Raw genomic sequence first — 12,360 nt, forward strand, 5'->3', positions numbered from 1 at the left:
CGGCGGGCCGGGGCATGGGGTTGTAGGGGGAGACGAAGACGCTCTCCGGCTCCTCGGACGTGTCGTAGCCGGACACCCGGACCATCGTGAACTGGAAGCCCTTGACGTGCCGGTCGCCCCGTTCCCCGATGTGGCGGGCCAGATGGGCGCTCAGCAGCCGGTAGGCCGGCTGCCGGGTGACGACGTCGAAGCCCTTGTCGAGCGCCTGGAGGATCTCACTGCCCACGTCGAAGACGGCCTTCTCGGGGCGGCGGCCGGGGAACCAGACGATCTGGGCGGGCCGGCGGCCCTGGATGACCTCGACGGGGTGCCAGGGGGAGGTCTCGCCGGACTCGTCGAGGGTCCGGTAGCAGATCTCGAAGTCGTGCTGGGCCGGGTGGGGGGCGAAGAACCGCCAGTTGGGGAACGCGGCGTTCAGCCGGTCCTTGCGGGGCACCCGGTGGAAGGAGGGGTTGGGGTGCTGGGCGGCGAGGGTGCCGAGCAGCAGCAGCCCGGCGGTGATGCGGGCCGGGGCGCCGGGGCCGGTGAACGCCGAGCGCAGCGCGGTGCGGACGGCGGGGGCGGCGGTCACGACACCTCCCGGGCGGGGGTGCGGTCCGGGGACGCGGTACCGGCGGGGCCGGGGCGGTGCGCGGTGGAGTCGAGGAAGGCGAGGATCCGTTCGCCCGCCTGGAGCGCGTACTCGGCCCGGGTGAGCAGGCTGTCGTGGTCGGCGCCCTCGATGACGGCCTCCGCCACGACGCGGCCCTCGCCGCGGTGGGCGGCGGCCAGTTCGCGGTGCAGCAGCAGTTGTTCCGGGTCGCGGTCCACGGTGTGCTGGGCGGAGAGCACCAGCGCGTGGGCGCGGACCGGGGGCAGTTCGCCGCTGTGGCCGCGGAAGTCCTGCTCGGTGGCCTGCCATTCGCGCTGCCCGGCGCGCCACATCCGGGCGTCCGCGTACTGCTGGAGGGCGCGGGCGCGGAAGGGGCGCGGCAGGTTGTCGACCCAGGAGGGCCGGTTGAGGAGGACGCCCATGCCCAGCCGCAGGCTGTTGGTGAAGGTGCGGATGGCTCCGGTGAGCCGCCGGGCGGACTCGTCCTGCTGTTCGGAGCGGTGGAGTTCGGCGGGGTGCGAGCTGTCCAGGTAGACGACGGAGTGCACCCGGTCGCCGAGCCGGACGGCGGCGCGGCGGGCGAGTTCGCCGCCGAGCGAGTGTCCGGCGAGGACGACCTGCCGGTGTGCGGGCACGGTCTGGGTGACGAGGTCCACCAGGTCGTCCACCGACTCCTGGAGGGTGTAGGGGCGGGCGCCCGCGTAGCGGCTGGGGCCGTAGCCGGCCCGGCTGTAGGTGAGCAGTTCGTGCGCGGAGCGGGTCCGCAGGGTCTGGGTGAGCCAGCCGAAGTGCTCGGGCAGGGCGGTGAGGCCGTGCACGAAGACCACCACCGGGCCGCTGCCGCCGGGCGAGACGGTGGTGTCGTACGCGAGCCGGTTGCCGTGCCGGGTGGTCACCCACTCGGTGCCGGGCCAGCCGTCGGTCACCCGCAGCCGGCGGGCGGCGGCCAGGGCTCCGGCGAGCGCGACGCCGCCGGCCAGCACCAGCGCGGCGGTGCGCGGCGCCCGGTCGTCGCGGCCGGCGACGGCGGGGTGGTGGGCGGGGGTGCTGGTGTAGGCGACCATCGGGTGCATGGCGGCGAAGGAGGTGACGAAGCGGCCCAGGCCCATGACGAAGCCGTTGGCGAGGTGGAAGGAGACGGTGGTCGCGAGCACCGGCCTGGCGAGCTTGCCGCCGCGCAGATAGAGCACGGGGAAGAGGCATTCGAGCGCCAGCACGCCGTGGGCGAGCGTCCGGCCGGCCCGGGGGTAGCGCTGGGTGAGCCGCCACAGATGCCGTTCGCCGTAGGTGCGGGTGCGCAGGACCCCGCCGAGCGCGTCGCCGGTGCGCCAGTCGCGGCCGAGCAGCTTGACCCAGCCGGAGACCAGGTAGGACAGGTTCGACTGGAGCGCCACGTACCACAGCAGCGCGTCCTGGGTCTGCGGCGAGGTGGAGAGCCGGGCCAGCCCGGTGGCTGTCTGGACCATCCCCGACGCCTGGTCGGAGCCGTCGGAGCCGAGCCGGTGGTGCGGGTAGAGCGCGGCGCCGGACAGGCCGAGGAAGAGGTTGGCGGCTCCGCGCCAGCGGCCCCGGCCGGGCAGCAGCAGCGCGGCGCTCGCCGCGACGCGGGCGGCGTACAGGGCGGTGGTGGTGCGCTCGTGCGCCAGGAGGTCGAGGGCTGCGCGGACCGGGCGGGAGCAGTCGGCGTACAGCTCGCGGTTGATGGACCAGTCGTTCAGGCCGCCGGGGCGTATCTGGCTGCGGTCGCTCAGGAACTCCAGGCCGGACACCAGCGAGGTGGCGGCCGACAGCCGTTCGGAGAGGCCGATCGCCTGCTGCCGGCCGACGGGCACCGGGCCCAGCAGTGCGGCGAGCAGCTTCTTCGGCGGGGTGGGGAATCGTCTCATCGTCGCCTTCCCTTGGCGGGGTCCGAGGAGGTGTGGCGGGGCCGGTACCGGCCGGGGCGCTCGTACGGGGCCGGTGTCCCGGCCGGTACCGGTGGCACGGCGAGGGTCAGTGGATGATGGGTTCCATCGAGCCGCCGGCGGCCTGGCGGCCGGCTTCGAAGGCGGCGACGATGGCGGCGCCCGCGCCCACGCCGCCCGCGAAGGCGACGATGGTGACGGGCGTGGCGAGCACCGGCTGGGCCGGGGAGCGGCGGCCGGTGCTGTCGAGCACCGAGAGGTCCGCCAGCGCGGCGCACCCGTTCAGATAGGCGGTGGTTCTGGACATGGTGGGACGTCCTTTCCGTATCGGGTCGTGAAGGTTCCCGGCGGGCGCCGGGCAGCGAAGGGGCGGCCGGCCCGTGCTCAGAGCGGCAGCCTGGAGTCCTGGTCGCCGGCGGAGGTGACGCAGACGGAGACCTGGACGGCCGAGTGGACGAGGCAGAGCACGGCCTCGGAGGTGCCGTGGGCCAGGCCCGGGGCGTCCTCGGTCAGTCCGGGCAGGTGGCGCAGGGCGGTGGGGAGCCGGTCCGCGGTGGTCACTGGATCACCGGTTCGGTCTCGCTGCCGACCATGCGGCCGACGACGTAGGCCCCCACGACGATGGTCGCCCCGGCGGCGAAGGCGGCGGCCGCGGCGGGCGTGGCCAGGACGGGCGAGGCGGCGGTGCCGATGTCCCCGGGGGAATCCTCCCGCAGGGGGCCGGACACGGCCCGCTGGGCGAACGGGGTGGATCGCGCCATGGATCTCTCCTGTCATCCGGGCGGCGGTCGCTCCGCCGCCGGACAGAACCCTCCCGAACCGGCCGGGGGGTGGAGAAGGTGTGGCGGTGGCACGAGGCTGCACCGGTTCGGCAGCATCGTGCACGGCACGGCGGCGCCCGGCACGGCCCTCGACACCACCGCCGGGGTCGCTCCGTCCCTTCCCGGCCGGGCCGCCGGAAGCGCGCGGAGGCGGACCGCCCGCGCCCACGGGGACCGCGTGGACCTGTTCCGCACCCGGGGCCTCGGACAGCACCGCGTCATCACCCGCCCGCGGTGGCGGCCCGGGTCGCGGACTTCACCGGCGCCGTCCGCGACCGCGCCCCCGCCTCCTGACCGGCCGGTGCCGGCCGGCGCTCAGCCGGCCGCCCCCGCCGGGCGGTAGCGGACGTCCACCACGGCCGTCCGGTCGCCGCCGCTCAGCAGGTCCAGCCGTACGGGGGCGCCCCCGGGGTTGTCGAACAGCCGGATGCCGTCACCGAGCAGCACCGGCGCGATGTGCAGATCGATCCGGTCGATCAGCCCGCGTTCCAGCAACTGGCGCCCGATCGAGGCGGACAGCACCTCCACGTTCTTGCCGTCCGCCGCCGCCAGGGCGATGCGGACGGCCTCGGCGACGTCGCAGTCGAGGAACGTCACCCCGGCGGCGGGCGCGGCGTCCCGCGGATGGTGCGTCAGCACGAACACCGGCCCCTGCCAGCGGCCGCCGTAGATCCCGTCGACATCGGGGAACGCGTCCCAGCCGTCCCGGCCGCCCAGCATCGCGCCGGTGGTGGCCGTGTACTCCTCCTCCAGGCCGGGCCGGAACGCGAAGTCCGTCATCCAGTCCATGGAGTGCCCGGGTCCGGCCACGAAGCCGTCCAGCGACATGGTGAAGTGCCACAGCACCTTGCCCTCGGCGCGCCGGGGCGCGATGTCCGTCATGGGGGTGTCCTCTCCTCGCCGGGTTCCGGCTCTCGTGTCCGGCCGTCCGGTACCCCGACCCGGCGGAGCCGCGGAACTCATCGGTCCCGGCCGCGTCGACCGCCGCATCCGCCCCGCGGCGGCCATGATCGGATCACGGACCGGGCCGGCGAAGGGATCGTCATGAGTGCGGAAGAACAGCGGGCTGCGGACGGGCCGCACTGCCTGGTCACGGGCGCGTCCGGGTACATCGGCGGCCGGCTGGTGCCGGAACTGCTCGCGGCCGGCCACCGGGTGCGCTGCCTGGCCCGTACCCCGGCCAAGCTCCGCGACCACCCGTGGGCGGGGGACGTGGAGACGGTGCGGGGCGATGTGACGGACGCCGCGTCGGTCGCCGACGCGCTGCGCGGCATCGACGTCGCCTACTACCTGGTGCACGCGCTGGGCACCGGCCGGGACTTCGAGGAGACCGACCGCCGCGCGGCCGGGATCTTCGCGGAGGCGGCCCGTGCCGCGGGCGTGCGGCGCATCGTCTATCTCGGCGGCCTCACCCCCCGCGGCGTACCCGAGCGCGAGTTGTCCCCGCACCTGCGCTCACGGGCTGAGGTCGGCCGCGTCTTCCTGGCCGGGCCGGTGCCCGCCACCGTGCTGCGGGCCGCGATCGTCATCGGCTCCGGCTCGGTCTCCTTCGAGATGCTGCGCTACCTCACGGAGCGGCTGCCGGCGATGGTCACCCCCCGCTGGGTCCGCACCCGGATCCAGCCCATCGGGGTCCGGGACGTGCTGCGCTATCTGGTCGGCTCGGCCACCATGCCGGCCGAGGTGAACCGGACCTTCGACATCGGCGGTCCGGACATCCTGACCTACCGGGAGATGATGCAGCGGTACGCCGCCGTCAGCGGGCTGCGGCGGCGGATCATCGTGCCGGTCCCGGTGCTGACCCCGAACCTCTCCAGCCACTGGGTCGGGCTGGTCACCCCGGTGCCCGCCGCCATCGCCAAACCGCTCACCGAATCGCTGCGGCACGAGGTCGTCTGCCACGAGCACGACATCGCCCGGTACGTCCCCGACCCGCCCGGCCGGCCGCAGCCCTTCGACGACACCCTCGCCCTGGCCCTGCGCCGGATCGGTGAGGCGAAGGTCACCACCCGCTGGTCGAACGCCGCCGTCCCGGGCGCGCCCAGCGACCCGCTGCCCACCGACCCCGGCTGGTCGGGCGGCAGCCTCTACCGCGACGAGCGCGCGATGCCGGTGGCCGCCTCCCGCGAGGCGCTGTGGCGGGTGATCGAGGGGATCGGCGGCGACAACGGCTGGTACTCCTTCCCGCTGGCCTGGGCGGCCCGCGGCTGGCTGGACCGGCTGGTGGGCGGGGTCGGGCTGCGGCGCGGGCGGCGCGACGCGCAGCGGCTGCGGGCGGGCGACTCGCTGGACTTCTGGCGGGTCGAGGAGATCGAGCCGGGACATCTGCTGCGGTTGCGGGCCGAGATGCGGCTGCCCGGGCTGGCCTGGCTGGAGATGTACGCGGAGACCGATGCCGAGGGCCGCACCCGCTACCGGCAGCGGGCGCTGTTCCATCCGCGCGGGCTGTCCGGCCACGCCTACTGGTGGTCGGTCGCCCCGTTCCACGCCGTGGTCTTCGGTGGCATGGCCCGCAACATCGCCCGGGCCGCCGGACAGGGCCAGGGCGCCGCGCGCCGGGTGTGACCTGCGCCCCGCGTTCCGGTCGGGGGCCATACCCCGGCCCGGGCGGGGTAGGGGCGGCCGGGAGAAAGGATCATCCCGGGGCGCGACACGCGACCGATCGAGTGCTTCGGGGGATGCGGGCCCCGGGCCCCCATGATCATGACGGGTCGTCAGCCGCCGCGCGCGGCCACCGGCGCCCGCGGGCCCGCCGGGCCCGGCCGCGAACGTGGGAAGGAGCACCGTGCTGACGCTGCTGGGTGTCCACCTCCTGGTGGCTCTCGTGCTCCCGCTGCTGGCGGGCCGTTACCGGCGGGCGGCCTGGCTGCTCGCGGTGCTGGTGCCGCTGGCGGCGGTGGTCTGGGCGGCGCTGTGGAGCGGACGGGTCCTGGACGGGCACGTGCCGCAGGAGACCCTGTCGTGGGCCTCCGTGCTCCAGCTGGAGCTGGTGCTCCGGCTGGACAGCCTGTCGCTGCTGATGGTCTTCGTGATCAGCGGCGTCGGGGCGCTGGTCCTGCTGTACGGGTCGGGGTACTTCGCCGACGGCGGCCGGGAGGCCGGGCTGCTGGTCGGGTTCGCCGGGGCGATGTTCGGCCTGGTGACCGCCGACCATCTGATCGCCCTGTACATCTTCTGGGAACTGACCTCGGTGATCTCCTTCCTGCTCATCGCGGGACGGGGCCAGGGCGTGGCCAACCGGAAGGCGGCGGAACAGGCCCTGCTCACCACGGCCGGCGGCGGACTGGCGATGCTGTTCGGCTTCATCCTGCTGGGCCGGGAGGCGGGCACGTACCGCATCTCCGAGATCGTGGCCGATCCGCCGGCCGCCTCCGGGGCGCTGGCGGTGGCGGTGGTGCTGGTGCTGTGCGGGGCGTTCGCGAAATCGGCGCAGGCCCCACTGTCGGCGTGGCTCCCGGCGGCCATGGTGGCCCCGACCCCGATCAGCGCCTATCTGCACGCGGCGGCGATGGTCAAGGCCGGTGTGTACCTGGTGGCGCGGCTGACGCCCGCGCTGGTGGACGTCCAGCCCTGGCAGCCGGCGGTGCTGGCGATCGGTCTGATCACCATGGTGCTGGGCGCCTGGCGGGCGATGCGGCAAACGGATCTGAAGCTGCTGCTGGCCTACGGGACGGTCAGCGAACTGGGCATGCTCACCGCGCTGCTGGGCGCGGGCGGCCAGACGGCGATGCTGGCGGGCGAGGAGATGCTGCTGGCGCACGCCTGTTTCAAGTCGGCGCTGTTCCTCATCGTGGGGGTGCTGGAGCGGTCGGCCGGCACCCGGGAGCTGCATCGGTTGTCGGGCGTCGGCCGGTCGATGCCGCTGGTGTGCGGGGCGGCGGTGCTGTCGGTGGCGTCGATGGCGGGGCTGCCGCCGCTGGTGGGCTACCTCGGCAAGGAGGCGGCGTACGAGGCGATGTGGCACGCGGACTTCGCCGGCCGCTGGTGGGCGGTGGCGGGGCTCGCGCTCGGGTCGGCGCTGACCGTCGCCTACTGCGCCCGCTTCCTGTGGGGCGCGTTCGCCGTCAAGCCAGGGGTGGAGCGCACCCCGGTGGACCCGGTGCCCGTGGTGCTGGTGGTGCCGGTGTGCGTGCTGACCGCGGCGTCGCTGCTGCTGGGGGTGTTCTACCGGATCACCGGCGATCTGACGGTGCCGTACGCGCGCTCCGAGCACTTGGTGCCGGACCCGGAGGGCCCCTACGAGGTGTCGCTGTGGCACGGGGTCACCGGCCCGCTCACCCTGTCGGCGACGATGATCGTGGTGGGGCTGCTGCTGCACGCGGGCCGGCTGTGGGTGGAGCGGGCCCAGCGGCGGATGCCGTCGCTGCCGGACACCCAGCGCGGCTACGAGGGCACGGTGAACGGGCTCGGGCGGCTGGCGGTGTGGTTCACCCGGCACACGCAGGTGGGTTCGCTGCCGGTGTATCTGACAGTGCTGCTGCTGACGGTGATCGCGGTGCCGGGCACCATGCTGCTGTGGTACCGCCCGCCGCTGCCGGATGTGACGGCCTGGCACTCGGGCGTTCAGGTGCCGCTGGCGGTGGTGATCCTGGCCGCCGCGGTGGCGCTGGTGGTCACCGGGCACCGGCTGACGGCGGTGCTGCTGGTGGGGGCGATCGGCTACGGGGTGGCCGGGCTCTTCCTGGTGCAGGGCGCGCCGGATCTGGCGCTCACCCAGTTCCTGGTGGAGACGCTGACGGTGGTGGCGGTGGTGCTGGTGCTGCGCCGGCTGCCGGCCGACTTCTCGCCGCTGCGGACCGAGCCGCGTTCGCTGTGGTTCCGGGTGGCGCTGGCGACGGTCGCCGGGGTGTGCGTGGCCGCGCTCGCGGTGACCGCGACGGCGGTGCGGCAGTCGCTGGAGCTGCCGCGCGAGATCATCGAGCGCGCCCCGGAGACCGGCGCGTACAACGCGGTGAACGCCCTGCTGGTCGACTTCCGCGCGCTGGACACCCTGGGCGAGATCAGCGTGCTGCTGGTGACGGTGATCGGTGCCGCCGCGCTGCTGGGGCGGCGCGGGGAGGGGCGCGGGCGGCCGGCGGGCCGGCGGCGGCGCCCGGGCGGGCGCAGCCGGGCGGCCGAACGGTTCGGCGAGGCGCGCTGGGACGTGCCGCGCGAGATGTGGCTGCCGGAGGCGCTGGACGTGCCGCGCCGGGAGCGTTCGCTGCTGCTGGAGCTGGTGGTGCGGATGCTGTTCCCGGCCGTTCTGGTGCTGTCGGTGTATCTGCTGTTCGCGGGGCACAGCCGGCCGGGCGGCGGGTTCGCGGGCGGGCTGGTGGCCGGTCAGGCGTTCGTGCTGCGGTATCTGGCGGGGCGGTCGGCGGAGGCGGCGTTCCCGCTGCCGGTCACGCCGCGCTCGGTGGCCGGTGCGGGTCTGGTGCTGGCGGCGGTGACGGCGCTGGCGCCGCTGGCCGCCGGCGGGACGCCGCTGTCCAGCGCCCAGTGGTACTGGGACGTGCCGGTGCTGGGCTCGCTGCATCTGGCGACCAATGTGTTCTTCGACCTCGGTGTGTATCTGCTGGTCCTGGGCGTGTGCCTGAAGCTGCTCTACGCGCTGGACCGGGTGCGTGACGCCGGCGACACCCTGGCGCCCTACGGGGGTCCCGCCAGGAGAAAGGCCGTGACATGACGACGCTCGATCTGGTGATGGCCACCGTGGTGGGTGGTCTCTACGCGACCGGGTTCTTCCTGCTGCTCGACCGCTCGCTGATGCGGATCCTGCTGGGGGTCATCGTGCTGGGGCACGCGGCGAACCTGCTGCTGATGCTGACCGGCGGCGCGCCGGCCTCGCCGCCGGTGGCGGGGAGCGAGGGGCCGGACGAGCGGCTGGCGGATCCGCTGCCGCAGGCGATGGCGCTGACCGCGATCGTGATCACCTTCGGCATCACCACGCTGCTGCTGGCCATGGTGCACCGGGCGTGGCAGCTGGACGGGCACGACGAGGTGCGTGACGACGTGGAGGACCGCAGGATCGGCACGGTGCACGACCGGGCCGAGGAGCGGGCCGCCGCCGAGTCGGATCTGCCCGCCGACCGGAGGGAGGGCCGATGACGGCCTGGCTGCTGGTGGCGCCGGTGCTGCTGCCCGTGCTGGTGGCCGCGCTGTCCTTCGCCCTGTCCGGCAGTCGCATCACCCAGCAGGTGCTGGGGGTCAGTGTGCTGACGCTGACGCTCACCGACGCGGTGGTGCTGCTGGTGCTGGCGCAGCGGGACGGGCCGCAGGCCGCGTCGATGGGCGGCTGGCCGGCGCCGCTGGGCATCGCGCTGGTCGCCGACCGGCTGTCCGCCCTGCTGCTGACGGTGTCGCTGGCGGTGGCGCTCGCGGTGCTGGTGTTCGCGATCGGCCAGGGCAACGCCGACTTCGGGGAGTCCTCCCCGGTGGCGTTCCACCCGGCGTATCTGCTGCTGACGGCGGGCGTGGGGATGGCGTTCCTGGCGGGCGACCTGTTCAACCTGTTCGTGGCGTTCGAGATGATGCTGACCGCCTCGTATGTGCTGCTGAGTCTGGGGGTGGGCTCGGGGCGGATCCGGGCGGGGATGACGTACACCATCACCAGCCTCACCTCCTCGCTGCTGTTCCTGACGGCGATCGCCTTGTGCTACGCGGCCACCGGGACGGTCAACATGGCCGACCTCAGTCTGCGGATGACGCAGGCGCCGGACGGGGTGGCGGCCATGCTGAGTGTGCTGCTGCTGGTGGTGTTCGGCATCAAGGCGGCCATGGTGCCGCTGCATTTCTGGCTGCCGGACAGTTATCCGACCGCGCCGACCCCGATTACGGCGATCTTCGCGGCGCTGCTGACGAAGGTCGGGGTGTACGCGATAGTGCGCACCCAGACGCTGATCTTCCCCCGGGACGAGGTGTGGCTGCTGCTGACGATCGTCGCGGTGCTGACCCTGCTGACCGGGGTGCTGGGCGCGATCGCGCAGGACGATCTGAACCGTCTCCTGTCGTTCGTGCTGGTCAGTCACATCGGTTTCATGCTGTTCGGGCTCGCGCTCTTCGACGAGGCCGGGCTGACCGGCACCGTGCTGTACACGGCGCATCACATCGTGGTGCAGGCCGGTCTCTTCCTGGTGTCGGGGATCGTGGTGCGGCTGTCGGGGACGGCCTCGCTGGCCTCGCTCACCCACCGCGCGCCGCCGCCACCGGTGGTGGCGGGGCTGTTCATGCTGCCCGCGCTGGCGCTGGCGGGCATCCCGCCGACCTCCGGTTTCGTGGCGAAGTTCGTGCTGCTCCAGGCGGGCGGCGAGCGCAGCGGCTGGCCGGTGACGGTACTGATCGCGGCAGCGCTGGTGACGAGTCTGCTGACGCTGTACGCGATGACCCGGGTGTGGCGGGCGGTGTTCTCGGCGGGTCCGGACCGGCCGGCGCCGCGCCGGGAGGCGGGCAATGTGCTGATGCTGGCCTCGACGGTGGGCATCGTGGGCCTGGGCGTGGCGATCGCGGTGGGCGCCGGGCTGCTGGGCGAGATCAGTGAGGCGGCGGCCCGGGATCTGGTGGATCCGGACGGCTACCGCGAGGCGGTACTGGGAGGTGGTGCCGGATGAGAGCGGACCCCGGCGACGTACGGGAGCCAGGACCGGCCGCGCCCGCGGGCCGGGGCAGTGTGCGGCGGCGGCCGTGGCGGTATGTGCCGCCGCTGCTGTGGCTGACGCTGCTGTGGGCGGTGCTGTGGGGGACGTTCACGGTGCCGACCCTGATCGCGGGGGCGGTGGTGGCGGCGGGCACCCAGATCGCGTTCGGGCTGCCGCCGCGTGCCGCGGCCCGGCGGCGGAGGCCGCCCAGGCTGCGGGGGCTGGTGCAGTTGCCGGCGCTGATCGGCTATCTGCTGGCGGACCTGGTGGCCTCCTCGGTGGTGGTCGCCCGTGAGGCGGTGCGCAGCGGGCCCGCGACCCGGTCCGGGATCGTGGAGGTGGAGCTGCGGTCCCGCAGTGACGCGCAGATCGCGACGGTCGCGCTGCTGACGCTGGTGGCTCCGGGGTCCCTGGTGCTGGAGATCGACCGCGAGCGGCGGCTGCTGTACGTGCACGCGCTGCCCCTGCGGGGTGCGGCGGACGCGGAGAAGCGCCGGGCTGCGGTGGCCCGTATCGAGCGCCGGCTGCTGGCGCTGTCCCGGACGGCGGAGAAGGAGGGTTCGGCATGACGGTGATGGTCTCCATCGCGCTCGGGCTGCTGTGTGCCGCGGCACTGCTGGTGACGGTGCGTCTGGTGCGCGGTCCCGCGGCGCTGGACCGGATCGTGGCGCTGGACACCCTGGTGACGCTGATCATCTCCGGGACGGTGGTGGGCACGGTGATCCGTTCGGACGGCATCAGCGGCCATGTGCTGGTGGTGCTGGCCCTGCTCGGGTTCATCGGGACGATCGCGGCGGCGCGGCTGGTCGAGCGGCGGGAGGACATGCGATGAGCGGGGTCCGGGATGTGGTGGGGGTGGTCCTGATGCTGGGCGGTGCGCTGTTCTCGCTGCTGGCGGGGGTGGGCATGCTGCGGTTCGCGGACACCGTGTCGCGGCTGCACGCGGCGTCCAAGGCGCAGACGCTCGGGCTGCTGCTGGTGCTGGTGGGCGCGGCGGTGCACGAGGGCGGGCCCAGTGCGCCGCCGCTGCTGCTGATCGGGGTGTTCATGCTGGTGACCGCGCCGGTGCTGGGCCATGTGGTGGCGCGGATCGCCTACCGCACGGACGCGGTGGCGCGGGAGCGGCTGACGGTGGACCAGCTGGGCGACCGGCTGGGGCGCCAGGATCCGGCGGGGCCGCCACCGCGCTGAACCGGCCCCGGGCGGGGCGTGGTGTGGCACGATCGGTGGGTTCGGTCCTGCGGTGCTGGTCGATCGGTGCGGGGTGACGGTGGCTGATCTGTCGGATTCGGTCGAGTCGGTGGCGCAACTGGCCCTGGTGTGGCGGGCGATGGTCCTCGACCGGGATCCCGGGGCGGATGTGCGGGATCTGCCCGGGCTGGCCGTGCGGTGGGCCGACAGCCGGTTCGCGTTCTGGAACTGTGTCACCC

Annotated in this window: 13 protein-coding genes and 1 pseudogene; 8 read left to right on the forward strand and 6 right to left on the reverse strand. The window is 74.2% G+C overall.

The window, feature by feature from the left end; all coding sequences use genetic code 11:
- From ACFV5N_RS16455 to ACFV5N_RS16480, 6 genes are all read right to left on the reverse strand, one after another.
- The coding region (locus ACFV5N_RS16455) for a hypothetical protein (RefSeq protein WP_385599752.1) at positions 1-571 on the reverse strand (571 nt) is incomplete at its 3' end.
- A complete protein-coding gene (locus tag ACFV5N_RS16460; RefSeq protein WP_385599755.1) occupies positions 568-2,478 on the reverse strand; it encodes an alpha/beta fold hydrolase in 1,911 nt (636 codons plus the stop codon). The genes ACFV5N_RS16455 and ACFV5N_RS16460, both read right to left, overlap by 4 nt.
- Positions 2,479-2,584: 106 nt before the next feature.
- Complete coding sequence (locus ACFV5N_RS16465; protein ID WP_385599758.1) at positions 2,585-2,803, reverse strand: hypothetical protein; 219 nt, start codon at positions 2,801-2,803, stop codon at positions 2,585-2,587.
- A 77-nt stretch (positions 2,804-2,880) separates the two neighbouring features.
- Positions 2,881-3,057: a hypothetical protein gene (locus ACFV5N_RS16470; RefSeq protein WP_385599761.1), complete on the reverse strand. Its 177-nt coding sequence runs from the start codon at positions 3,055-3,057 to the stop codon at positions 2,881-2,883.
- Positions 3,054-3,257, reverse strand: coding sequence for a hypothetical protein (locus ACFV5N_RS16475; protein WP_385599764.1), 204 nt, complete (start codon positions 3,255-3,257; stop codon positions 3,054-3,056). Before ACFV5N_RS16475 ends, ACFV5N_RS16470 begins: the two co-directional genes overlap by 4 nt.
- A 375-nt stretch (positions 3,258-3,632) precedes the next feature.
- A complete protein-coding gene (locus tag ACFV5N_RS16480) occupies positions 3,633-4,199 on the reverse strand; it encodes a dihydrofolate reductase family protein (RefSeq protein WP_385599767.1) in 567 nt (188 codons plus the stop codon).
- Positions 4,200-4,361: 162 nt separating this feature from the next.
- Between ACFV5N_RS16480 and ACFV5N_RS16485 the strand changes: the two genes are divergently transcribed.
- The 8 genes and pseudogenes from ACFV5N_RS16485 to ACFV5N_RS16520 form a co-directional block, all read left to right on the forward strand.
- Positions 4,362-5,882, forward strand: a complete 1,521-nt coding sequence (locus tag ACFV5N_RS16485) for an SDR family oxidoreductase (protein ID WP_385599769.1) — start codon at positions 4,362-4,364, stop codon at positions 5,880-5,882.
- 220 nt (positions 5,883-6,102) lie between these two features.
- Positions 6,103-8,982, forward strand: a complete 2,880-nt coding sequence (locus ACFV5N_RS16490; protein ID WP_385599771.1) for a Na+/H+ antiporter subunit A — start codon at positions 6,103-6,105, stop codon at positions 8,980-8,982.
- Positions 8,979-9,404, forward strand: coding sequence for a Na(+)/H(+) antiporter subunit C (locus ACFV5N_RS16495; protein ID WP_385599774.1), 426 nt, complete (start codon positions 8,979-8,981; stop codon positions 9,402-9,404). The genes ACFV5N_RS16490 and ACFV5N_RS16495 overlap by 4 nt, the downstream gene beginning before the upstream one ends.
- A complete protein-coding gene (locus ACFV5N_RS16500) occupies positions 9,401-10,903 on the forward strand; it encodes a Na+/H+ antiporter subunit D (protein ID WP_385599777.1) in 1,503 nt (500 codons plus the stop codon). The genes ACFV5N_RS16495 and ACFV5N_RS16500 overlap by 4 nt, the downstream gene beginning before the upstream one ends.
- Positions 10,900-11,499 carry a Na+/H+ antiporter subunit E gene (locus ACFV5N_RS16505; protein ID WP_385599780.1) on the forward strand — a complete coding sequence of 200 codons (600 nt, stop codon included), beginning with the start codon at positions 10,900-10,902 and terminating at the stop codon, positions 11,497-11,499. Before ACFV5N_RS16500 ends, ACFV5N_RS16505 begins: the two co-directional genes overlap by 4 nt.
- Positions 11,496-11,762, forward strand: a complete 267-nt coding sequence (locus tag ACFV5N_RS16510) for a monovalent cation/H+ antiporter complex subunit F (RefSeq protein ID WP_385599781.1) — start codon at positions 11,496-11,498, stop codon at positions 11,760-11,762. Before ACFV5N_RS16505 ends, ACFV5N_RS16510 begins: the two co-directional genes overlap by 4 nt.
- Entirely contained in the window at positions 11,759-12,121 is a 363-nt protein-coding gene (gene mnhG / locus ACFV5N_RS16515) for a monovalent cation/H(+) antiporter subunit G (RefSeq protein ID WP_385599784.1), read from the forward strand. Before ACFV5N_RS16510 ends, mnhG begins: the two co-directional genes overlap by 4 nt.
- Before the next feature lie 79 nt (positions 12,122-12,200).
- Positions 12,201-12,360 (forward strand): annotated as a pseudogene (locus tag ACFV5N_RS16520) (GNAT family N-acetyltransferase); the annotation flags it as partial.

It is taken from the genome of Streptomyces sp. NPDC059853, assembly GCF_042731495.1.
Classification (GTDB): domain Bacteria; phylum Actinomycetota; class Actinomycetes; order Streptomycetales; family Streptomycetaceae; genus Streptomyces.

Bases quoted from the DNA above. Each gene is read 5' to 3' on its own strand.
- ACFV5N_RS16475 (WP_385599764.1), bottom strand. From the start codon at position 3,257: ATGGCGCGATCCACCCCGTTCGCCCAGCGGGCCGTGTCCGGCCCCCTG.
- ACFV5N_RS16465 (WP_385599758.1), bottom strand. From the start codon at position 2,803: ATGTCCAGAACCACCGCCTATCTGAACGGGTGCGCCGCGCTGGCGGAC.
- ACFV5N_RS16495 (WP_385599774.1), top strand. From the start codon at position 8,979: ATGACGACGCTCGATCTGGTGATGGCCACCGTGGTGGGTGGTCTCTAC.
- ACFV5N_RS16485 (WP_385599769.1), top strand. From the start codon at position 4,362: ATGAGTGCGGAAGAACAGCGGGCTGCGGACGGGCCGCACTGCCTGGTC.
- ACFV5N_RS16505 (WP_385599780.1), top strand. From the start codon at position 10,900: ATGAGAGCGGACCCCGGCGACGTACGGGAGCCAGGACCGGCCGCGCCC.
- ACFV5N_RS16480 (WP_385599767.1), bottom strand. From the start codon at position 4,199: ATGACGGACATCGCGCCCCGGCGCGCCGAGGGCAAGGTGCTGTGGCAC.
- ACFV5N_RS16460 (WP_385599755.1), bottom strand. From the start codon at position 2,478: ATGAGACGATTCCCCACCCCGCCGAAGAAGCTGCTCGCCGCACTGCTG.
- mnhG (WP_385599784.1), top strand. From the start codon at position 11,759: ATGAGCGGGGTCCGGGATGTGGTGGGGGTGGTCCTGATGCTGGGCGGT.
- ACFV5N_RS16510 (WP_385599781.1), top strand. From the start codon at position 11,496: ATGACGGTGATGGTCTCCATCGCGCTCGGGCTGCTGTGTGCCGCGGCA.
- ACFV5N_RS16500 (WP_385599777.1), top strand. From the start codon at position 9,401: ATGACGGCCTGGCTGCTGGTGGCGCCGGTGCTGCTGCCCGTGCTGGTG.